The organism is Polynucleobacter bastaniensis (genome assembly GCF_018882205.1).
Taxonomy (GTDB): domain Bacteria; phylum Pseudomonadota; class Gammaproteobacteria; order Burkholderiales; family Burkholderiaceae; genus Polynucleobacter; species Polynucleobacter bastaniensis.
In genome coordinates, this window is the sequence record NZ_JACVOU010000001.1 from 289,058 (window position 1) to 311,781 (window position 22,724).

The 22,724-nt window shown below is 46.7% G+C and carries 20 protein-coding genes, 2 tRNA genes and 1 pseudogene; all 23 read left to right on the plus strand.

Annotation, left to right across the window (positions count from 1 at the left end; translation table 11 throughout):
* Positions 1 to 16 precede the first annotated feature (16 nt).
* Positions 17 to 91, plus strand: a tRNA-Thr gene (locus ICN22_RS01565).
* A gap of 68 nt (positions 92 to 159) precedes the next feature.
* Positions 160 to 1,350: an elongation factor Tu gene (gene tuf, locus ICN22_RS01570; RefSeq protein WP_215305625.1), complete on the plus strand. Its 1,191-nt coding sequence runs from the start codon at positions 160 to 162 to the stop codon at positions 1,348 to 1,350.
* A gap of 28 nt (positions 1,351 to 1,378) precedes the next feature.
* Positions 1,379 to 1,454 (plus strand) — tRNA-Trp (locus tag ICN22_RS01575).
* 20 nt (positions 1,455 to 1,474) lie between these two features.
* The gene (gene secE / locus ICN22_RS01580; protein WP_216168554.1) at positions 1,475 to 1,852 is read left to right on the plus strand and encodes a preprotein translocase subunit SecE; all 378 of its coding nucleotides are present in this window, start codon (positions 1,475 to 1,477) and stop codon (positions 1,850 to 1,852) included.
* A gap of 7 nt (positions 1,853 to 1,859) precedes the next feature.
* On the plus strand, positions 1,860 to 2,432 hold the full coding sequence (nusG, locus tag ICN22_RS01585; RefSeq protein WP_215305627.1) for a transcription termination/antitermination protein NusG: 573 nt from the start codon (positions 1,860 to 1,862) through the stop codon (positions 2,430 to 2,432).
* A 160-nt stretch (positions 2,433 to 2,592) separates the two neighbouring features.
* A complete protein-coding gene (gene rplK, locus ICN22_RS01590) occupies positions 2,593 to 3,024 on the plus strand; it encodes a 50S ribosomal protein L11 (RefSeq protein WP_011901890.1) in 432 nt (143 codons plus the stop codon).
* Between the two features lie 2 nt (positions 3,025 to 3,026).
* Positions 3,027 to 3,728 carry a 50S ribosomal protein L1 gene (gene rplA / locus ICN22_RS01595; protein ID WP_216168555.1) on the plus strand — a complete coding sequence of 234 codons (702 nt, stop codon included), beginning with the start codon at positions 3,027 to 3,029 and terminating at the stop codon, positions 3,726 to 3,728.
* Positions 3,729 to 3,975: 247 nt separating this feature from the next.
* A pseudogene (gene rplJ / locus ICN22_RS01600) lies at positions 3,976 to 4,494 on the plus strand (50S ribosomal protein L10); the annotation flags it as partial.
* A gap of 158 nt (positions 4,495 to 4,652) precedes the next feature.
* The gene (gene rplL / locus ICN22_RS01605) at positions 4,653 to 5,027 is read left to right on the plus strand and encodes a 50S ribosomal protein L7/L12 (protein ID WP_173941805.1); all 375 of its coding nucleotides are present in this window, start codon (positions 4,653 to 4,655) and stop codon (positions 5,025 to 5,027) included.
* A 226-nt stretch (positions 5,028 to 5,253) separates the two neighbouring features.
* Positions 5,254 to 9,354, plus strand: a complete 4,101-nt coding sequence (gene rpoB, locus ICN22_RS01610; RefSeq protein WP_216168557.1) for a DNA-directed RNA polymerase subunit beta — start codon at positions 5,254 to 5,256, stop codon at positions 9,352 to 9,354.
* A gap of 1 nt (position 9,355) precedes the next feature.
* Complete coding sequence (gene rpoC / locus ICN22_RS01615) at positions 9,356 to 13,618, plus strand: DNA-directed RNA polymerase subunit beta' (RefSeq protein WP_216168558.1); 4,263 nt, start codon at positions 9,356 to 9,358, stop codon at positions 13,616 to 13,618.
* Between the two features lie 177 nt (positions 13,619 to 13,795).
* Positions 13,796 to 14,176: a 30S ribosomal protein S12 gene (rpsL, locus tag ICN22_RS01620; RefSeq protein ID WP_041484791.1), complete on the plus strand. Its 381-nt coding sequence runs from the start codon at positions 13,796 to 13,798 to the stop codon at positions 14,174 to 14,176.
* Between the two features lie 171 nt (positions 14,177 to 14,347).
* Positions 14,348 to 14,818 (plus strand): 30S ribosomal protein S7, encoded by a 471-nt coding sequence (gene rpsG / locus ICN22_RS01625; RefSeq protein WP_011901897.1) that lies wholly within the window; start codon positions 14,348 to 14,350, stop codon positions 14,816 to 14,818.
* Positions 14,819 to 14,845: 27 nt separating this feature from the next.
* Positions 14,846 to 16,948 carry an elongation factor G gene (gene fusA, locus ICN22_RS01630; protein WP_216168559.1) on the plus strand — a complete coding sequence of 701 codons (2,103 nt, stop codon included), beginning with the start codon at positions 14,846 to 14,848 and terminating at the stop codon, positions 16,946 to 16,948.
* Positions 16,949 to 16,998: 50 nt separating this feature from the next.
* Positions 16,999 to 18,189: an elongation factor Tu gene (tuf, locus tag ICN22_RS01635; protein ID WP_215305625.1), complete on the plus strand. Its 1,191-nt coding sequence runs from the start codon at positions 16,999 to 17,001 to the stop codon at positions 18,187 to 18,189.
* Positions 18,190 to 18,315: 126 nt separating this feature from the next.
* Complete coding sequence (gene rpsJ / locus ICN22_RS01640) at positions 18,316 to 18,627, plus strand: 30S ribosomal protein S10 (RefSeq protein ID WP_011901899.1); 312 nt, start codon at positions 18,316 to 18,318, stop codon at positions 18,625 to 18,627.
* Positions 18,628 to 18,823: 196 nt separating this feature from the next.
* Positions 18,824 to 19,480, plus strand: coding sequence for a 50S ribosomal protein L3 (gene rplC / locus ICN22_RS01645; RefSeq protein WP_216168818.1), 657 nt, complete (start codon positions 18,824 to 18,826; stop codon positions 19,478 to 19,480).
* An 11-nt stretch (positions 19,481 to 19,491) separates the two neighbouring features.
* Positions 19,492 to 20,112, plus strand: a complete 621-nt coding sequence (rplD, locus tag ICN22_RS01650) for a 50S ribosomal protein L4 (protein WP_046329377.1) — start codon at positions 19,492 to 19,494, stop codon at positions 20,110 to 20,112.
* Positions 20,109 to 20,423: a 50S ribosomal protein L23 gene (gene rplW, locus ICN22_RS01655; protein WP_076024545.1), complete on the plus strand. Its 315-nt coding sequence runs from the start codon at positions 20,109 to 20,111 to the stop codon at positions 20,421 to 20,423. Before rplD ends, rplW begins: the two co-directional genes overlap by 4 nt.
* 2 nt (positions 20,424 to 20,425) lie before the next feature.
* Positions 20,426 to 21,256, plus strand: coding sequence for a 50S ribosomal protein L2 (gene rplB, locus ICN22_RS01660; protein WP_216168560.1), 831 nt, complete (start codon positions 20,426 to 20,428; stop codon positions 21,254 to 21,256).
* Between the two features lie 19 nt (positions 21,257 to 21,275).
* Entirely contained in the window at positions 21,276 to 21,554 is a 279-nt protein-coding gene (rpsS, locus tag ICN22_RS01665) for a 30S ribosomal protein S19 (RefSeq protein ID WP_046329379.1), read from the plus strand.
* A gap of 7 nt (positions 21,555 to 21,561) precedes the next feature.
* The gene (gene rplV / locus ICN22_RS01670; protein WP_205621309.1) at positions 21,562 to 21,894 is read left to right on the plus strand and encodes a 50S ribosomal protein L22; all 333 of its coding nucleotides are present in this window, start codon (positions 21,562 to 21,564) and stop codon (positions 21,892 to 21,894) included.
* An 8-nt stretch (positions 21,895 to 21,902) separates the two neighbouring features.
* A complete protein-coding gene (gene rpsC / locus ICN22_RS01675) occupies positions 21,903 to 22,724 on the plus strand; it encodes a 30S ribosomal protein S3 (protein WP_216168561.1) in 822 nt (273 codons plus the stop codon).

Below are 22,724 nucleotides of genomic sequence, written 5' to 3' on the forward strand. Positions count from 1 at the left end.
TTTAGTATTTGTATTTGCCCATGTGGCTCAGTGGTAGAGCACTCCCTTGGTAAGGGAGAGGTCGGCAGTTCGATCCTGCCCATGGGCACCATGGTTTATGTAGTAAGTAAATTAAATTTCGTGTGTTGGTTTAAGAGTTAACTAAAGGCAGACAAAAAAATGGCAAAAGAAAAGTTTGAGCGGACTAAACCGCACGTAAACGTTGGCACTATTGGTCACGTTGACCACGGTAAAACTACCTTGACAGCTGCAATTGCAACCGTGCTCTCCAAGCAGTTCGGTGGCGAAGCAAAAGCATACGATCAGATCGATGCTGCTCCAGAAGAAAAAGCACGCGGTATTACGATCAATACTGCGCACGTGGAGTACGAGACAGCAAACCGTCACTACGCACACGTTGATTGCCCAGGACATGCTGACTACGTAAAGAACATGATTACGGGCGCAGCTCAAATGGACGGCGCTATTTTGGTTTGCTCTGCAGCTGACGGTCCAATGCCACAAACGCGTGAGCACATCCTCTTGGCCCGCCAAGTAGGTGTTCCTTACATCGTGGTGTTCTTGAACAAATGCGACATGGTTGATGATGCTGAATTGTTAGAGCTAGTTGAAATGGAAGTGCGTGAACTTCTGTCTAAGTATGACTTCCCAGGCGACGACACACCCATCATTCAAGGTTCTGCTAAGTTAGCGCTTGAAGGCGACGAAGGCCCCATGGGTAAAGAAGCCATCATGAAATTGGCTGATGCATTAGATACCTACATCCCAACTCCAGAGCGCGCTATTGATGGTGCGTTCTTGATGCCAGTAGAGGACGTGTTCTCTATCTCCGGTCGCGGTACTGTTGTTACAGGCCGTATCGAGCGCGGTATCGTTAAAGTTGGTGAAGAGATTGAAATTATCGGTATCAAGCCAACCCTCAAGACTACTTGTACTGGTGTTGAAATGTTCCGTAAATTGCTCGACCAAGGTCAAGCAGGCGATAACGTTGGTATCTTGTTACGCGGCACAAAACGTGAAGAAGTTGAGCGCGGCCAAGTATTGGCTAAGCCAGGTTCAATCACCCCACATACTCACTTTACAGCCGAGGTGTATATCTTGGGTAAAGATGAAGGTGGCCGCCATACACCATTCTTTAACAACTATCGTCCCCAGTTTTACTTCCGTACTACGGACGTAACGGGTTCAATCGAGTTGCCAAAAGACAAAGAAATGGTGATGCCTGGTGATAATGTCACGATTACCGTCAAACTCATCGCACCAATTGCGATGGAAGAAGGTTTACGTTTTGCGATCCGTGAAGGTGGCCGTACTGTTGGCGCCGGTGTGGTTGCGAAGATTTTGGCTTAAGTAGTAAAACTGCAATAAGTTTTTATAAAGGGGTGTAGCTCAATTGGCAGAGCGTTGGTCTCCAAAACCAAAGGTTGGGGGTTCGATGCCCTCCGCCCCTGCCACGATTTAAACTGAAAGTTATATGTCTCAACAAACAGCAAGTCACTCTGAAGAAAAGAGCAGCTGGGTCTCCGGACTCGCTGCTTTAATCGTCGTTGCAGCGTTAGTTCTTTACTACACGTTGGCGGATCAATCTTTATTGATTCGCTTAGCTGTTTTGTTTGGCGGCATAGCAGCTGCAGTTTTGATTGTGGCGATGTCAGCGGATGGGCGTCGTTTTATCGCCTACGCTAAAGATTCTTGGTATGAAGTAAAAAAGGTTGTTTGGCCGACTCGCAAAGAGACGACTCAAATGACTCTAGTCGTATTTGGCTTTGTCGTGATCATGTCCTTGTTTTTGTGGCTTGCAGACAAATTAATTGAATGGCTAGTTTTTTCAGTCTTTTTGGGCTGGAAGTGAGTAAAAAATGATTGATGCTGAGTTAGTTTCAAACCCACAAGCTACTGGCAATATGCGCTGGTACGTTATTCATGCTTATTCAGGTATGGAAAAAAGCGTTAAAAGAGGCTTAGAGGAGCGTATTGCTCGCTCTGGCATGCCAGAAAAATTTGGTCGTATCTTGGTTCCATCCGAAGAGGTTGTAGAAATCAAGTCAGGCGCAAAATCAGTATCTGAGCGTCGTTTTTTCCCAGGATATGTCCTGATTGAGATGGAGATGACTGACGAGAGCTGGCATTTGGTGAAAAATACCCCAAAAGTGACCGGTTTCGTTGGTGGTGTTCGTAACCGCCCAAGCCCTATTTCTACAGCAGAAGTAGCCAAAATTATGGATCAGATGCAAGCTGGGGTAGATAAGCCTAAGCCCAAGACTCTATTTGAGGTGGGTGAGATCGTGCGCGTTAAAGAAGGTCCATTTATTGATTTCAACGGCAATATCGAAGAAGTCAATTATGAGAAGTCAAGATTGCGCGTTTCTGTTACAATTTTCGGCCGAGGTACCCCAGTTGAGTTGGAGTTCGGTCAGGTAGAAAAGATGTAAAAAATACCCAATTTAAAAGGGGTGTTTTGTAACAAAAAAGTAGTGGTTTTAAGTGGTTAGTAATAACCGAGGAGCGGATCTAGAAAGCCAAAAACTAGTGAAGCGTTTACTCAACAGCGGTCTTTCCTAATGAGGTTAGGCGCGCTTTAAGGAGCAATCAATGGCAAAGAAGATCATTGGCTTTATCAAGTTGCAGATCCCTGCAGGTAAAGCAAATCCATCACCGCCCGTAGGTCCAGCATTGGGTCAACGTGGTCTCAATATTATGGAATTCTGTAAGGCGTTTAATGCTCAAACACAGAGCATGGAACCTGGCCTTCCAATTCCAGTCGTGATTACAGCCTTTGCTGATAAGAGCTTCACTTTCATCATGAAGACGCCTCCAGCGACCATCATGATTAAGAAGGCTGCGAAGATCGAAAAAGGTTCACCACGTCCCCATACCGATAAGGTAGGAAAAATTACACGTGCTCAAGCAGAAGAAATTGCTAAAGCAAAAATGCCAGATTTGACAGCTGCTGATATGGATGCTGCTGTAAGAACAATCGCTGGTAGCGCCCGTTCAATGGGTATCACAGTGGAAGGTCTCTAATCATGACTAAGTTATCTAAGCGTTTAAAAGCAATCGAATCTAAAGTAGATCGCAATAAGTTTTATGCATTAGAAGATGCATTGAATCTCGTTAAAGAATGTGCAACTGCCAAGTTCGATGAGTCTATCGACGTCGCAGTTCAGTTAGGTATCGATGCTAAGAAATCTGACCAAGTTGTGCGTGGCGCAGTTGTGCTCCCAGCCGGTACAGGCAAGCATGTTCGTGTAGCGGTATTTGCACAAGGCGAAAAAGCTGAACAAGCTAAAGCTGCTGGTGCCGAGATCGTTGGCATGGAAGACCTCGCTGAGCAAATTAAAGGCGGCAAAATTGATTTCGATATTTTGATCGCATCCCCAGACACAATGAAGATCGTTGGTACTTTAGGTCAAGTCTTGGGCCCGCGTGGTTTGATGCCAAATCCAAAAGTGGGAACTGTTACTCCTGACGTTGCTACTGCAGTTAAGAATGCAAAAGCAGGTCAAGTGCAATTCCGTGTGGACAAAGCCGGTATCGTGCACGCCAGCATTGGCCGTCGCTCATTCGAGCCTGCTGCATTGAAATCCAACTTGCTCGCATTGCTGGAGGCTTTGAACAAAGCTAAGCCACCTGCATCTAAGGGTATTTATTTAAAGAAGGTTGCCGTAAGCAGCACGATGGGTGCAGGCGTACGTGTAGACCAAGCATCGATACAAGCGGCACAGTAAAAAGAAATATAACCCGCTTGTAGCAAAAGGAACTTTGGGTCGACTCCTGCTCTTTGAGTGAGAGTCGAACATCAAAGACCGTTGGTGAATTAGTTGCTAGTAAAGAGTTAATTCTTAATCGTTACGAAAGTAATAGCCAGCGCAGATGGCGACCCTGAAAAGATTTCATAAGATTTTCTTGTGACAAATGATCAGACGCTGGTGTGTAACCCCAACTGGAAACAGTTGGTTTTTTAGGAGTTAAACCGTGCCTTTGAATGTACAAGACAAAAAAGCGATTGTTGCTGATCTCGGCGCTCAATTGGCTGGAGCTCAAACAGTCGTGCTCGCTGAATACCGTGGTATTCCGGTGGAGCAGTTGACAAAGCTACGTGCTAGCGCACGTGACCAAGGTGTATATCTTCGCGTTTTGAAGAACACATTGGCACGCCGTGCTGCACAAGGCACACAGTTTGAGCCTCTTGCTGATTCGATGGTTGGCCCCTTGATTTATGGCATCTCTGTTGATCCGATTGCTTCGGCAAAAGTATTACAGAACTTTGCTAAGACTCAAGACAAGCTAGTCATTACTGCTGGCTTATATAACGGTAAGTTATTGGACGTAGCGGGCGTTAAATCCCTTGCGTCCATTCCAAGCCGCGACGAGTTGTTATCTCAGTTGTTGGGCGTCATGTTGGCCCCAGTATCTGCAATGGCTCGCGTATTGGGCGCAGTAGCAGCGCAAAAGGCAGAAGGAGTACCCGCTCCCGTTGCAGCACCGGTAGCAGAAGTAGCAGCAGCCCCAGCAGAAGTAGTTGCTGAAGCCGCAGCTCCAGAAGCAAGTGCTGAGCCTGCAGCCGCAGCCCCAGAAGCTGGAACAGAAACACCGCAAACCCCTGCCGCTGAATAAGCGACAGATTAACTATTAAGTATTAGGAGCTAAAAATGGCGATTACTAAAGAAGAAATCATTGATGCAGTAGGTAGCATGTCCGTAATGGATTTGAACGACTTGGTTAAGGCGTTCGAAGAGAAGTTTGGCGTTTCAGCTGCAGCGATGGCTGTTGCTGGTCCTGCTGGTGCTGCTGGCGGCGCTGCTGCTGAAGAGCAAACAGAATTTACTGTGAACTTGCTCGAAGCTGGCGCAAATAAAGTTTCAGTAATTAAGGCTGTTCGTGAAATTACTGGTCTTGGCCTCAAAGAAGCTAAAGACTTAGTTGATGGTGCACCAAAGCCAATCAAAGAAGCTGTTGATAAGAAGACAGCTGAAGAAGCTAAGAAGAAGCTTGACGAAGCAGGCGCTAAGTCAGAAATCAAGTAATACAAACTTTTCTAACGCCTCCCAAAAGGAGTCGTTAGTTACGTTGGGTTTGATCTTTAGAGGTCAAACCTGATTTCATTTTTGATTGAAATCGGGTTTGCCTTCTGATACGACTGCAGAATGCAAGTTTGGTCGGACACTGAATCTTTCGATTTAGTGTTGTCCGCCAGTGATTGGTAGTGGCCAATCGCCAAATCTTTGTACAGTCGCTGAATTCGGAGATGAAATGAACTACAGCTTCACCGAACGCAAGCGAGTCCGTAAAAGCTTTGCTAAGCGAGTAAATAATCATCAGGTTCCATACCTGATCGCAACGCAGCTGGAATCTTACGCTAAATTTTTACAGGCTGAAAAGCCAGCCATGTCTCGTCTTACAGAGGGGCTTCAAGCTGCCTTTACATCAGCATTCCCAATTGTTTCCAACAATGGCTATGCACGTATGGAATACGTGTCATATCAATTGGCACAGCCACCATTTGACGTTAAAGAATGTCAACAACGTGGTTACACATATCACTCAGCCTTACGTGCAAAAGTTCGCTTGATTATTTATGATCGCGAAGCACCGACTAAGGTTAAAGAGGTTAAAGAGAGCGAAGTCTACATGGGTGAAATTCCACTCATGACCGATAACGGCTCTTTTGTTATTAACGGTACTGAGCGCGTGATTGTTTCTCAGTTACACCGTTCCCCAGGCGTGTTCTTTGAACACGATAAGGGCAAGACACATAGCTCAGGTAAGTTGCTGTTCTCAGCACGCATCATTCCTTACCGTGGTTCGTGGCTCGATTTTGAGTTTGATCCAAAAGATATTCTGTATTTCCGCGTTGACCGCCGTCGTAAGATGCCTGTCACCATTTTGCTAAAAGCAATTGGTTTAAACAACGAACAGATTCTTGCAAACTTCTTTAACTTTGATCATTTTGCATTGAGCGCAAACGGCGCATCAATGGAATTTGTACCAGAGCGTTTGCGTGGCCAAATGGCTAACTTTGATGTGCTCGACAAGAATGGCGTAGTAGTCATTCAAAAAGACAAGCGTATCAATGCAAAGCATATCCGTGAACTAGAAGCAGCTAAGACTAAGAACATCGTAGTACCAGATGATTACTTAGTTGGCCGCGTAGTTGCACGCAACATCATTGACCCAGACTCCGGTGAAATCTTGGCTTATGCTAACGATGAAATCACTGAAGAGTTGTTGGCTACATTGCGCGATGCAGGCATCAAGCAATTGGAAACCATTTACACCAATGATTTGGATTCTGGCGCATACATTTCACAGACATTGCGTACTGATGAAACTGCAGATCAAATGGCTGCTCGTATTGCCATCTATCGCATGATGCGTCCTGGTGAGCCTCCAACAGAAGATGCTGTTGAAGCCTTGTTCCAGCGCTTGTTCTACAACGAAGATAGCTACGATTTATCACGCGTTGGTCGTATGAAAGTAAACAGCCGTCTCGGTCGCTCTGAGATGGAAGGAAAAATGGTTTTATCGGATGAAGACATCCTCGACACCATTAAGTCCTTGGTTGACTTGCGTAACGGCAAAGGCGAAGTCGATGACATCGATCACTTAGGCAACCGTCGTGTACGTTGCGTAGGTGAGTTAGCAGAGAATCAATTCCGTGCAGGTTTGTCACGTGTTGAGCGTGCGGTTAAAGAACGTCTCGGCCAAGCCGAAACTGAAAACCTCATGCCGCATGATTTGATTAATAGCAAGCCAATCTCTTCAGCGATTCGTGAGTTCTTCGGCTCTTCACAGCTGTCCCAGTTTATGGACCAAACGAACCCATTGTCAGAGATCACGCACAAGCGTCGTATTTCTGCATTGGGACCTGGTGGTTTGACACGCGAGCGCGCAGGCTTCGAAGTGCGCGATGTGCATCCAACCCACTATGGACGTGTTTGCCCAATTGAGACTCCAGAAGGACCAAACATTGGTCTGATCAACTCACTCGCCTTGTTTGCGCGTTTGAATGAGCATGGATTCTTGGAAACGCCATATCGCAAGGTCGCTAATAGCAAGGTAAGCGATGAAGTGATGTATCTCTCTGCTATTGAAGAGGCGAAATACGTCATTGCTCAGGCTAATGCAACGATCGACAAAAATGGTAAGTTGGCTGACGAATTGGTTTCAGCTCGTCAAGCTGGTGAAACCATGATGGTTAGCCCAGAGCGCATCGATTTCATCGACGTTGCTCCAAGCCAGATCGTTTCTGCTGCTGCTTCATTGGTTCCTTTCTTGGAGCACGATGATGCGAACCGTGCCTTGATGGGTGCGAATATGCAACGTCAAGCGGTTCCTTGCTTGCGTCCAGATAAGCCATTGGTTGGTACAGGCTTAGAGCGTATTGTTGCGGTTGACTCAGGTACGGTTATTTTGGCGTCCCGCGGCGGTATCGTTGACTATGTTGACGCAAACCGCGTCGTGATTCGTGTAAACGATGATGAGACAGCGGCTGGTGAAGTTGGTGTAGATATTTATAACCTCATCAAGTACACCCGTTCAAACCAAAACACCAACATCAACCAACGTCCTATTGTTCAGGCCGGTGATCGAGTTGTCCGCGGCGACGTAGTTGCTGACGGCGCATCTACCGATTTGGGTGAATTGGCTTTGGGTCAAAACATGACTGTGGCATTTATGCCATGGAACGGTTACAACTTCGAAGATTCAATCTTGATCTCTGAAAAAGTGGTTGCTGACGACCGTTACACCTCTATTCATATTGAAGAGTTGTCGGTTGTTGCTCGTGACACCAAACTGGGCTCAGAAGAAATTACGCGCGATATTTCTAATTTGGCAGAGTCACAACTTTCCCGTTTGGACGAGAGCGGTATTGTTTACATCGGTGCTGAAGTTGAAGCTGGCGACGTATTGGTTGGTAAAGTTACTCCGAAGGGTGAGACTACTCTCACTCCAGAAGAGAAGTTACTGCGTGCGATCTTCGGCGAAAAAGCATCCGACGTTAAAGATACTTCTTTGCGCGTTCCATCTGGAATGATTGGTACTGTTATTGACGTTCAAGTCTTCACCCGTGAAGGTATTGAGCGCGATGCCCGTGCACAAGCCATTATTCAAGAAGAATTACAGCGCTATCGTTTGGACTTAAACGACCAGTTGCGTATCGTTGAGGGCGATGCCTTCATGCGTTTAGAAAAGCTGTTGATTGGCAAAGTTGCTAACGGCGGCCCTAAGAAATTAGCTAAAGGCACCAAGATCGACAAGGAATACCTTGCTGACTTAGACAAATACCATTGGTTCGATGTTCGTCCAGCGGATGATGAAGTTGCCTCACAAGTTGAAGCAATCAAATCTTCTATCGAAGCGAAGCGTAAGCAGTTTGATGAGGCCTTCGAAGAGAAGCGCACTAAGCTTACCCAAGGCGATGATTTGCAGCCTGGCGTAACAAAGATGGTTAAGGTGTACTTGGCCGTTAAGCGTCGCTTACAGCCTGGTGACAAGATGGCCGGTCGTCACGGTAACAAAGGTGTGGTTTCTAAAATCGCACCAGCGGAAGATATGCCATTCATGGCTGACGGACGCCCTGTTGACATCGTCTTGAACCCATTGGGTGTTCCTTCCCGTATGAACGTAGGTCAGATCTTGGAAACCCACTTAGGTTGGGCGGCTCAAGGTATTGGTAAGCGTATTGATGAAATGGTTCGTCAACAGGCTAAACAAGCTGAACTTCGTAAGTTCATGAAGCAGCTTTACAACGAAACCGGTCGTATCGAAGATATCGATAACTTCACTGATGAGCAGATCAATGTTTTGGCTGAGAATTTGCGCCAAGGCTTGCCATTCGCTACTCCAGTGTTTGACGGTGCTACTGAAGCAGAAATCGGACGCATGCTCGAGTTGGCATATCCAGAAGAAGTAGCTACTTCTTTGAAGATGACGCCTTCACGTCAGCAAATGATTTTGTGCGACGGCCGTACTGGCGATCAGTTTGAGCGTCCTGTCACTGTTGGCGTCATGCACGTCTTGAAACTCCACCATTTGGTCGATGACAAGATGCATGCACGTTCAACCGGACCTTACTCCTTAGTAACGCAACAGCCACTGGGCGGTAAAGCTCAGTTTGGTGGTCAGCGCTTTGGTGAGATGGAAGTTTGGGCCCTCGAAGCATACGGTGCTTCATATGTCTTGCAGGAAATGCTGACGGTGAAGTCCGATGACGTCGCAGGTCGTACCAAGGTTTACGAAAACATCGTCAAGGGCGAGCACACAATTGATGCTGGCATGCCCGAATCCTTCAACGTGTTGGTAAAAGAAATCCGCTCGTTGGGTATTGACATTGACATGGAGCGCAACTGATATGAAAGCATTGCTCGATTTATTTAAGCAAACGCAGGGTGATGAGCAGTTTGATGTCATCAAGATTGGTCTTGCATCCCCTGAGAAAATTCGCTCATGGTCTTTTGGTGAGGTGCGCAAACCAGAAACCATCAACTACCGGACTTTTAAGCCCGAGCGTGATGGCTTGTTCTGCGCCAAGATTTTTGGACCAACCAAAGACTACGAGTGCTTATGCGGTAAGTACAAGCGTTTAAAGTTCCGTGGCGTTATCTGCGAGAAGTGCGGCGTTGAAGTTACGCTCGCTAAGGTACGTCGTGAGCGCATGGGCCACATTGAGTTAGCTGCCCCTGTAGCGCACATCTGGTTCTTGAAGTCATTGCCATCCCGTTTGGGTATGGTTCTTGATATGACCCTCCGGGATATCGAACGCGTTCTTTACTTCGAAGCCTATGTCATTGTTGATCCTGGCATGACTCCTGAGGGCGCCATGAAGCGCGGTCAGATCATGTCTGAGGATGAGTACATTGCCAAGACTGAAGAGTACGGTGACGGTGCGTTTACTGCCATCATGGGCGCTGAAGGTATTCGTGATCTCTTGCGTTCGATTGATATCGATCGTGAAGTAGAGACCATTCGTGCCGATTTAAAAGCTACTGGTAGTGATGCCAAGATTAAGAAATACGCTAAGCGCTTAAAAGTGCTCGAGGCGTTCCAGACTTCAGGTATTAAGCCTGACTGGATGATCATGGAAGTGTTGCCAGTATTGCCACCTGAATTGCGCCCATTGGTGCCATTGGATGGCGGTCGCTTTGCTACCTCCGATTTGAACGATCTTTATCGTCGTGTGATTAACCGTAACAACCGTTTAAAGCGTTTGTTAGAGTTGCGCGCACCAGAGATCATCGTTCGTAACGAAAAACGTATGTTGCAAGAAGCGGTTGACTCATTGCTCGACAACGGTCGTCGCGGTAAGGCTATGACTGGCGCTAACAAGCGTCCTCTCAAGTCCTTGGCTGAGATGATTAAAGGTAAGAGCGGTCGTTTCCGTCAAAACCTGTTGGGTAAACGTGTTGACTACTCAGGTCGTTCAGTCATCGTGGTTGGCCCTACATTGAAATTGCATCAGTGCGGCTTGCCAAAATTGATGGCTTTGGAATTGTTCAAGCCATTTATTTTCAACAAGCTTGAGACTTTAGGAATCGCAACCACTATTAAGGCTGCGAAGAAGGAAGTTGAAAGTCAGACTCCAATCGTTTGGGATATTCTCGAAGAAGTGATTCGTGAACATCCAATCATGTTGAACCGTGCGCCTACACTACACCGTCTTGGTATTCAGGCCTTCGAGCCAATGCTGATTGAAGGCAAGGCGATCCAATTGCACCCATTAGTCTGCGCGGCATTTAACGCCGACTTTGACGGTGACCAAATGGCGGTTCACGTTCCTTTGTCGCTCGAAGCGCAAATGGAAGCACGTACCTTGATGTTGGCATCGAATAACGTATTGTTCCCTGCCAACGGCGAACCATCGATCGTTCCTTCGCAGGACGTGGTGTTGGGTCTGTACTACGCTACTCGTGACAAGATCAACGGTAAAGGCGAAGGTATGGTTTTCGCTAACATTACTGAAGTAATGCGTGCCTATGATGCTGGCCAGGTTGAATTAGCCTCCCGCGTTGCTGTGCGTATTACCGAGTTTGAGATCGTGGACAAAAAAGCAGAGGGCGATGCCCGTTTTGCTGAGAAGACTTCGATTTATCAAACTTCAGTTGGCCGTGCAATCTTGTCAGAAATCTTGCCTAAGGGTATGACTTTTGAGGAAATTAATAAGCCTCTGAAGAAAAAAGAAATCTCACGCTTGATCAACACTTCATTCCGTAAGTGCGGTCTTCGTGAAACAGTGATTTTTGCTGACCGTCTCTTACAGTCTGGTTTTCGCTTGGCGACTAACGCCGGTATCTCGGTTGCGATCGACGATATGCTGATTCCTAGCTCTAAAGAGCGCATCATCACTGAAGCTTCTACCAAGGTTAAAGAATATGACAAGCAGTTCATGTCAGGTCTTGTAACCAATCAAGAGCGTTATAACAACGTGGTTGATATTTGGGGTGCTGCTGGTGACCAAGTTGGTAAAGCGATGATGGATGAGTTGTCACACGTTGACGTACTCGACCGTAACGGCAAAACTGTGCGTCAAGAATCTTTTAACTCCATCTACATGATGGCGGATTCTGGTGCGCGTGGATCTGCAGCGCAGATTCGTCAGTTAGCTGGTATGCGTGGTTTGATGGCGAAGCCTGATGGTTCCATTATTGAAACCCCAATTACTGCGAACTTCCGTGAAGGTTTGAACGTGTTGCAGTACTTCATCTCAACCCACGGCGCTCGTAAAGGTTTGGCTGATACCGCGTTGAAGACAGCGAACTCAGGTTACTTGACGCGTCGTTTATGCGATGTAACTCAAGACCTCGTTGTCATTGAAGATGATTGCGGTGCAACTACCGGCGTCACAATGAAGGCGCTTGTTGAAGGCGGTGAAATCATTGAAGCATTGCGCGATCGTATTTTAGGTCGTGTATGTATTGATGACGTCGTTCATCCTGATACACAAGAAGTAATTGTTCCACACGACACCTTGCTCGATGAAGATCACGTTGATCAAATCGTTGCCTTAGGTATCGATGAAGTTAAAGTTCGCACAGTGTTGTCATGCTTAACTCGCTTTGGCTTGTGCGCAAAGTGCTACGGACGTGATTTAGGTCGCGGTGGCTTGGTGAACGTTGGTGAGGCGGTTGGTGTTATCGCTGCTCAGTCCATCGGTGAGCCAGGCACACAGTTGACTATGCGTACCTTCCACATTGGTGGCGCAGCGTCACGTGCCTTGGTTGCGAGCAATATTGAAGCCAAGTCTAACGGCGCCTTGAAGTTCTCAGGCACGATGCGTGTTGTTAAGAACGCTAAAGGTGAGCAGATCGTGATTTCACGTTCTGGCGAAGCGGTGATCATTGACGATAACGGTCGTGAGCGTGAGCGTCATAAAGTGCCTTACGGCGCAACTCTCTTGTTTAAAGAAGATGCTGCAGTCAAGGCCGGCGCAAGCTTAGCAACATGGGATCCATTAACACGTCCAATCATCTCTGAGTACGCTGGTATTGCTCGCTTTGACAACGTTGAGGAGGGCGTTACTGTAGCTAAGCAGGTTGACGAAGTAACCGGACTCTCCACTTTGGTGGTGATTGACGGTAAGCGTCGTAGTGCTGCTAGCAAAGGCGTTCGCCCAATGATCAACTTGGTTGATGCCAAAGGTGGCGAAGTGATGATTGCGGGTACAGATCACCCAGTAAACATCGGTTTGCAAGTCGGCGCTTTGATCACAGTTAAAGATGGTCAAAAAGTTGAAGTTGGTGAAGTGTTGGCGCGTATTCCAATCGAATCACAGAAGACTCGCGATATTACCGGTGGTTTGCCACGCGTTGCTGAATTGTTCGAAGCACGTTCACCAAAAGATGCTGCCGTATTGGCTAAAGTCACTGGAACCGTTTCCTTCGGTAAAGAAACCAAGGGTAAGCAGCGTTTAGTGATTACCGATATGGACGGCGAAGCTAATGAATTCTTGATTCCTAAAGAGAAACAAGTTCTCGTTCATGACGGTCAAGTTGTGAACAAGGGCGAGATGATTGTGGAAGGCCCTGCCGATCCACACGATATCTTGACACTCAGAGGTATTGAAGAGTTGGCGATTTACATCGTGGACGAAGTTCAAGACGTTTACCGTTTGCAAGGCGTGAAGATTAATGACAAGCACATTGAAGTGATCGTGCGTCAAATGTTGCGTCGCGTGCAAATTACTGATGGCGGAGATACTGCCTACATCACTGGTGAGCAAGTTGAGCGTTCTAAGTTGTATGACGCAAATGATGCTGTGATTGCACAAGGTAAGCGCCCAGCTCAGTTCGAGAATGTGTTGCTCGGTATTACTAAGGCATCCTTGTCGACAGACAGCTTCATTTCAGCGGCTTCTTTCCAAGAAACCACCCGTGTATTGACCGAAGCCGCGATTATGGGCAAGACCGATACACTCCGTGGCCTCAAGGAAAACGTCATTATTGGTCGCCTGATCCCTGCAGGTACTGGCTTGGCTTATCGCCGTGCACGCAAGGTCAGAGAGCAATTCGAGCGTGATCGCGCTCAAATGATTGCCGCCGAAGAGGAAGCAATGGCTGATATGCCTGTAGAAATAGAGGCTGAAGTGATTGCTCCTGCTGGGGAGGCTGATCCAAGCTAATTTGGTAATTCTGGCCAGAAATGGCCAGTTTTTTCCCCATTTGGTTGACGGAAAAGGCTGGCCAAGCTAGAATGCTGAGTTCTACTGATTCAGAAGACGGTCTTTTTGACCTAGAATTTATCTAAGTCATTGATTTTCTTGAAGAAAGCAACAAAGAAGTACTAACCGAGCTATTTTATGCCAACAATTAATCAATTATTACGTAAGCCAAGAACACGGCTGACCGTTAAAAGTAAGAGCCCTGCGCTGCAAAACAGCCCGCAGCGCCGTGGTGTATGTACACGTGTGTACACAACCACTCCTAAGAAGCCTAACTCTGCTCTACGTAAAGTAGCTAAAGTTCGCTTAACCAATGGTTTTGAAGTCATTTCATACATTGGCGGTGAAGGCCATAACCTCCAGGAACACTCAGTTGTGTTGATCCGCGGTGGTCGTGTAAAGGATTTGCCAGGTGTTCGTTACCACATCGTTCGTGGCTCACTTGACTTACAAGGTGTTAAAGACCGTAAGCAGTCACGTTCCAAGTATGGTGCTAAGCGCGCTAAGAAAGCTGCTTAATTTTTAATAATTAAGCAGTAGTTTTTTGTATTAAGTCATTGTTTGTCAGACTCAAAAGACAAGTAAGTGGTTGTTCCGTTTAGAAGTTGATGTATTTCAATCGCTAAATAGTAGGGCAACCGGAGCGGGTGATCCATGTGGGCCACCCCTAACTGAACTGAAGGAGTAGTTATGCCACGTCGTCGTGAAGTTCCCAAACGGGAAATCCTGCCTGATCCAAAATTCGGCAATGTAGAAGTAGCAAAATTCATGAACGTCCTGATGTTGGACGGCAAGAAATCGGTTGCAGAGCGTATCGTTTACGGTGCCTTTGATCACATCGAGAAAAAAGCAAACAAAGAACCACTCGAAATTTTCTCAACAGCTATGGGCAACGTTAAGCCAATGGTTGAGGTGAAGAGCCGTCGTGTAGGTGGCGCTAACTACCAGGTTCCTGTTGAAGTTCGCCCATCACGCCGTTCAGCTTTGGCAATGCGCTGGGTGCGCGAAGCCGCTAAAAAGCGCGGTGAAAAATCCATGGCTCAACGTTTGGCCAACGAATTATTAGAAGCTGCAGAAGGTCGCGGCGGAGCAATGAAGAAGCGTGAAGAAGTTCACCGTATGGCAGAAGCTAACAAAGCTTTCTCACATTTCCGCTTCTAATCGCACAGTAAATAAAAGGTACCAACAGTGGCACGTAAAACCCCTATCGACAGATACCGCAATATCGGTATCTCTGCGCATATTGACGCAGGCAAAACAACAACAACAGAACGCGTTTTGTTCTACACCGGTGTTAATCACAAAATTGGTGAAGTACATGATGGCGCTGCAACCATGGACTGGATGGAGCAAGAGCAAGAGCGTGGTATCACGATTACTTCTGCTGCTACTACAACCTTCTGGAAGGGCATGGCTGGTAATTTCCCAGAGCACCGTATCAATATTATTGATACCCCAGGACACGTAGACTTCACCATTGAAGTTGAGCGTTCAATGCGCGTTTTGGATGGCGCTTGCATGGTTTACTGTGCGGTAGGTGGTGTGCAGCCACAATCTGAAACTGTTTGGCGTCAAGCTAACAAGTACCACGTTCCGCGTTTGGCATTCGTAAACAAGATGGACCGTACTGGCGCGAATTTCTTCAAGGTCTACGACCAGATGAAATTACGCCTTAAAGCAAATCCTATCTTGATCCAGATTCCGATTGGCGCTGAAGAAAACTTCAAAGGCGTTGTGGACTTAGTCAAAATGAAGGCCATCTATTGGGATGAGGAATCACAAGGTACTAAATTTACCTACGAAGAAATTCCTGTTGAATTGCAAGCATCTGCTGAAGAGTGGCGCGAGAAGTTGCTTGAAGCCGCTGCTGAAAGCTCAGAAGAGTTGATGGAGAAATACCTTGGTGGTGACGCATTGACCGAGGAAGAAATTAAAACAGCATTGCGTCAACGCACAATTGCCAATGAAATCATTCCAATGATGTGTGGAACTGCTTTCAAAAACAAAGGTGTTCAGGCGATGTTGGACGCAGTAGTTGAATTGCTGCCTTCACCATTAGATGTTCCACCAGTTCCTTGTGAATTGGAAGACGGCACACCTACAACACGTAGAGCAGCTGATGATGAGAAATTCTCAGCATTGGCATTTAAGATCATGACTGACCCATTTGTTGGCCAGCTCATCTTCTTCCGTGTTTACTCAGGTGTAATGAAATCTGGTGACACGATCTACAACCCAATCAAGGGCAAGAAAGAGCGTGTTGGTCGTTTGTTGCAGATGCATGCAAACGAACGCGAAGAAATTAAAGAAGTATTTGCAGGCGATATCGCAGCTGCGGTTGGTCTAAAAGACGCAACTACTGGCGAAACATTGTGTGATCCAGATGGTATCGTGATTTTGGAGCGCATGGTATTCCCAGAGCCAGTAATTTCACAAGCGGTTGAGCCAAAGACTAAAGCTGATCAAGAGAAAATGGGCCTTGCTTTGAATCGCTTGGCACAAGAAGATCCTTCTTTCCGCGTGAAGACAGATGAAGAGTCTGGCCAAACAATTATTTCCGGTATGGGCGAGCTCCACTTGGAAATTTTGGTTGATCGTATGAAGCGCGAATTTAGCGTTGAAGCAACTGTTGGCAAGCCACAAGTTGCTTATCGCGAAACTATTCGTAAGGTTTGCGAAGAAATCGAAGGTAAATTCGTTAAGCAATCTGGCGGACGCGGTCAATATGGTCACGTGGTGCTGAAGTTAGAGCCACAGGCGCCAGGTAAAGGTTTTGAATTCGTTGACGCTATTAAGGGCGGTGTAGTCCCACGTGAATACATCCCTGCAGTAGAAAAAGGAATTATCGAAACTTTGAACTCCGGTATTTTGGCTGGCTATCCAGTCGTCGATATCAAAGCGACATTGTTCTTCGGTTCATACCATGACGTTGACTCCAACGAAAACGCATTTAAGATGGCGGGCTCGATGGCATTCAAAGACGGTATGCGTAAAGCATCACCAGTATTGCTTGAACCAATGATGGCTGTTGAAGTTGAAACACCAGAAGATTTCATGGGTAACGTAATGGGCGACCTCTCATCACGTCGCGGTATTTTGCAAGGTATGGATGACATTCCAGGGGGCGGCAAGATCGTGCGTGCTGAAGTGCCATTGGCAGAGATGTTTGGTTACTCAACTGGCTTGCGCTCGTTGACCCAGGGTCGCGCTACCTACACCATGGAATTTAAGCATTATTCCGAAGCACCTAAGAACGTTGCTGAAGCAGTGATGGCTGCTAAAGCGAAGTAATTTATCCACATTATTTTGAATATTGACTAGCTAAGAAGGCAGACAAAAAAATGGCAAAAGAAAAGTTTGAGCGGACTAAACCGCACGTAAACGTTGGCACTATTGGTCACGTTGACCACGGTAAAACTACCTTGACAGCTGCAATTGCAACCGTGCTCTCCAAGCAGTTCGGTGGCGAAGCAAAAGCATACGATCAGATCGATGCTGCTCCAGAAGAAAAAGCACGCGGTATTACGATCAATACTGCGCACGTGGAGTACGAGACAGCAAACCGTCACTACGCACACGTTGATTGCCCAGGACATGCTGACTACGTAAAGAACATGATTACGGGCGCAGCTCAAATGGACGGCGCTATTTTGGTTTGCTCTGCAGCTGACGGTCCAATGCCACAAACGCGTGAGCACATCCTCTTGGCCCGCCAAGTAGGTGTTCCTTACATCGTGGTGTTCTTGAACAAATGCGACATGGTTGATGATGCTGAATTGTTAGAGCTAGTTGAAATGGAAGTGCGTGAACTTCTGTCTAAGTATGACTTCCCAGGCGACGACACACCCATCATTCAAGGTTCTGCTAAGTTAGCGCTTGAAGGCGACGAAGGCCCCATGGGTAAAGAAGCCATCATGAAATTGGCTGATGCATTAGATACCTACATCCCAACTCCAGAGCGCGCTATTGATGGTGCGTTCTTGATGCCAGTAGAGGACGTGTTCTCTATCTCCGGTCGCGGTACTGTTGTTACAGGCCGTATCGAGCGCGGTATCGTTAAAGTTGGTGAAGAGATTGAAATTATCGGTATCAAGCCAACCCTCAAGACTACTTGTACTGGTGTTGAAATGTTCCGTAAATTGCTCGACCAAGGTCAAGCAGGCGATAACGTTGGTATCTTGTTACGCGGCACAAAACGTGAAGAAGTTGAGCGCGGCCAAGTATTGGCTAAGCCAGGTTCAATCACCCCACATACTCACTTTACAGCCGAGGTGTATATCTTGGGTAAAGATGAAGGTGGCCGCCATACACCATTCTTTAACAACTATCGTCCCCAGTTTTACTTCCGTACTACGGACGTAACGGGTTCAATCGAGTTGCCAAAAGACAAAGAAATGGTGATGCCTGGTGATAATGTCACGATTACCGTCAAACTCATCGCACCAATTGCGATGGAAGAAGGTTTACGTTTTGCGATCCGTGAAGGTGGCCGTACTGTTGGCGCCGGTGTGGTTGCGAAGATTTTGGCTTAATAGATTTAAAGCGGTAGAAGTAAATATTATTTAGCGGTTTGCTAACCGGTGACGTCCGTGCTGCGGATGTCACCGAGCTCTTTAGAAATATAACGTGGCAGCACCACAACGCTCTTTGGAATTAATATGCAAAACCAAAAAATTCGTATTCGTCTTAAAGCATTTGATTACCGTTTGATCGACCAGTCTGCGGCTGAAATCGTTGATACAGCGAAGCGCACTGGTGCCGTTGTTAAGGGTCCAGTACCTTTGCCAACCCGTATCGAGCGTTTTGATATTTTGCGCTCACCACACGTAAATAAGACTTCACGTGACCAGTTAGAGATTCGTACCCATCTGCGTTTGATGGATATCGTTGATCCTACAGAGAAAACTGTTGATGCCTTGATGAAATTAGACTTGCCAGCAGGTGTAGACGTCGAAATTAAGTTGCAGTAATTTAGTATTTCCAGTCTTTGCGCTTGCCAAGACTGGATTTTCGGAATAGAATCTAACGCTTCGCTCAATTATTTGGGCGGATATTTAGGGTTAATCAGCATTAAATCGTTGTAACTTATTGATTTAGAAGTACTTTTACTTGTAAATCACTTAAATTAATTTTGCCGACCAATCGAAGTCGGCGTGGAGCATGAATATGAGCTTAGGCTTAATCGGTCGCAAGATCGGCATGACCCGTCTATTTACGGACGAAGGGGAAGCAATTCCTGTCACCGTAATTGACGTGAGCGACAACAGAATCGCTCAAATCAAGACCCAGGCAACTGATGGCTATGATGCTATCCAGTTAGCACATGGCACACGTAGACCTACTCGCGTTACCAAAGCAATGGCTGGTCACTTCGCCAAAGCGGGTGTGATGGCTGGTAACGGTCTCAACGAATTCCAATTAGATGCTGCAAAAATCGCAGAAATGGCAGCGGGACAAGTAATTCCTGCTGACACTGCATTTGCTGCTGGCCAAAAAGTGGACGTACAAGGTGTAACGATTGGTAAAGGCTACGCCGGTACCATCAAGCGTCACCACTTCGCTTCAGGTCGCGCGTCACACGGTAACTCACGTTCACATAACGTGCCAGGTTCTATCGGTATGGCGCAAGATCCAGGTCGTGTTTTCCCAGGTAAGCGCATGACTGGCCACCTTGGTGACGAGACACGCACTGTACAAAATTTAGTCATCGCACGCATTGATGCAGAACGCAATCTCATCATGGTTAAAGGCGCTATTCCAGGTGCCCCAGGCGGTAAAGTGATTGTTACTCCAGCGGTGAAGACACCGTTGAAGAAGAAATAAGGAGAGCGAATATGGAACTTAAGCTTCTCCAAGATAACGGAACTTTAGGCGCAGGCATTCAAGCCTCACCAGAAGTATTCGAGCGCGAATATAACGAAGCATTGGTACACCAAGTTGTTGTGGCTTACCAAGCAAATGCACGTAGCGGTAACCGTGCACAAAAAGACCGTGAGCAAGTTAAGCACACAACCAAAAAACCTTGGCGTCAAAAGGGTACTGGTCGTGCACGTGCTGGTATGAGCTCTTCCCCGCTGTGGCGTGGAGGTGGTCGTATATTCCCGAATTCACCTGAAGAAAATTTCAGCCAAAAAGTAAACAAGAAAATGTACCGCGCTGGCATGAGATCTATTTTGTCTCAGTTAGCTCGCGAAGGTCGTTTGAATGTTGTTGACCAATTTACTCTTGATGCTCCAAAGACTAAGGTTTTAGCTGACAAAGTTAAAGCAATGGGCCTGGATTCAGTCTTGATCATCGTTGATCAGGTTAGCGAGAATTTGTACTTGGCATCACGCAACTTGCATAAGGTTGCTGTATGTGAGCCACAGCACGCTGATCCATTAGCCTTAGTTCAATACAAAAAAGTATTGGTAAGCAAAGCAGCGATCGCAAAAATTGAGGAGTTGCTGAAATGAGCCAAGTCCGTAAAAACGATCACAGCTTGATGAAGGTTCTGCTTGGGCCGGTTATCTCTGAAAAAGCAACCATGGTTGCAGAGAAAAACGAACAAGTGGTATTTCAAGTTACACGCGACGCCAATAAGAGCGATGTGAAACAAGCAGTTGAGTTGCTCTTTAAAGTGCAAGTTGACTCTGTTCAAATCGTAAATCAAAAAGGTAAGCCAAAGCGCTATGGCCGTTTTGAAGGTCGTCGTGACCATACTAAGAAGGCCTACGTTAGCTTGAAGCCAGGTCAAGAAATTAACTTTGAAGCGGAGGCGAATTAATCATGCCTTTGATGAAGACAAAACCGACCTCACCAGGTCGTCGCTCAATGGTCAAGGTGGTAAACACTGACCTGCATAAAGGTAAACCTTTTGCAGCGTTAGTAGAGCCACAGTTCCAAAAAGCAGGTCGTAACAATAATGGTCACATCACTACCCGTCATAAGGGTGGTGGTCATAAGCATCACTATCGTGTTGTTGATTTCAAACGCAACGACAAAGATGGTATTCCAGCAAAAGTAGAACGCTTGGAATACGATCCAAACCGCAGTGCAAATATTGCATTGATCGTGTTTGCTGATGGCGAGCGCCGCTATATTCTGGCTGCAAAAGGCATGACAGTTGGTCAGCCATTGATGAGTGGCTCTGAAGCCCCAATCAAGTCTGGTAACAATTTGCCAATTCGCAATATTCCAGTTGGTAGCACGATTCACTGTGTAGAAATGTTGCCAGGTAAAGGTGCTCAAATCGCACGTTCCGCTGGTGGCTCTGCAGTGTTATTGGCTCGTGAAGGTGTATACGCTCAGGTGCGCTTGCGCTCTGGTGAAGTACGTCGTATTTTGATCGAGTGCCGTGCCACTATTGGTGAAGTTGGTAATGAAGAGCACAGCTTGCGCGTTATCGGTAAAGCTGGTGCAAATCGCTGGCGCGGTATCCGCCCAACTGTTCGCGGTGTGGCAATGAACCCAGTAGATCACCCACACGGTGGTGGTGAAGGTAGAACTGGCGAAGGCCGTGTACCTGTCTCCCCATGGGGCACACCAACCAAAGGTTATCGTACACGTCGCAATAAGCGTACAACTTCGATGATCGTTCAACGTCGTCAAAAACGTTAAGCGATAAGGATAAATAGATATGACACGTTCAGCTAAAAAAGGCCCATTTTGCGAAGCCAGCTTAGTAAATAAAGTTGAAGTCGCACAAGCCAACAAAGACAAAAAGCCGATTAAAACTTGGTCGCGCCGTTCAACAATCCTCCCAGACTTTATTGGTCTGACGATTGCTGTACATAACGGTCGTCAACACGTTCCGGTATATGTATCAGAAAACATGGTGGGTCATAAATTAGGCGAATTTGCCTTGACCCGTACTTTCAAAGGTCACGCTGCTGACAAGAAAGTAACGAAGAAGTAAGGGGATGATGATGGAAGTTAAAGCTATTCACAAAGGCGCCCGCATTTCTGCGCAAAAAACACGTTTGGTTGCTGATCAGATTCGTGGTTTGCCAATTGCACGCGCATTGAACATTTTGAATTTCAGCCCCAAGAAAGCTGCCTTCATTGTGAAAAAAGTGGTTGAGTCTGCAATGGCCAATGCTGAACACAATAAGGGTGCTGATATTGATGAGCTCAAGGTTTCAACAATTATTGTTGATAAGGGTACTTCCTTGAAGCGCTTCACAGCACGTGCTAAGGGCCGTGGTAATCAAATCGAAAAACAAACATGTCACATCACCGTGACCTTGAGTAACTAAGGGAAGATATGGGACAAAAGATAAACCCAACCGGATTCCGACTCTCGGTAACGAAGAATTGGACATCGAAGTGGTATGCAAACAATACTGATTTTGCAAAGATGCTTAAAGAGGACGTAGATGTCCGCATCTATTTGAAAAAGAAGTTGAAGAATGCATCTGTTAGCAAGGTAATCATCGAGCGTCCTGCAAAGAATGCACGTATTACTATCTATAGCTCACGTCCAGGTGTAGTGATTGGTAAAAAAGGCGAAGATATTGAAGTGCTCCGTCGTGAACTCCAAAAGCGTATGGGTGTTCCAGTCCACGTGAATATCGAAGAAATTCGTAAGCCTGAAGTGGACGCTCAATTAATTGCTGATTCTATTACTCAGCAGTTAGAGAAGCGCATCATGTTCCGTCGTGCAATGAAGCGTGCAATGCAAAATGCAATGCGCCTTGGTGCTCAAGGAATCAAGATCATGTCTTCTGGTCGTTTGAACGGTGCAGAAATCGCACGTCGCGAATGGTACCGTGAAGGTCGTGTTCCACTTCATACATTGAAGGCTGATATTGATTACGCTACATCAGAAGCGGAAACAACCTACGGCATCATCGGTGTAAAAGTTTGGGTATACAAAGGCGATACATTAGGTCGCGGCGCTGATGCTCCAGCTGTAACAGCAGAGCCAGCGGCTGATGAAAAGAAGCCACGTCGTGCACCAGCCAAAACAAGCGCACGCAAACCAGCAGCTGACAGCAAGCCATTGGTTGCTGCTAAGCCAACTGTAAAGCGTGTACCGAAAGTCGTTGAAGCCACAAGTGCTGAAGCGCAGAAGTCAGGAGAGTAA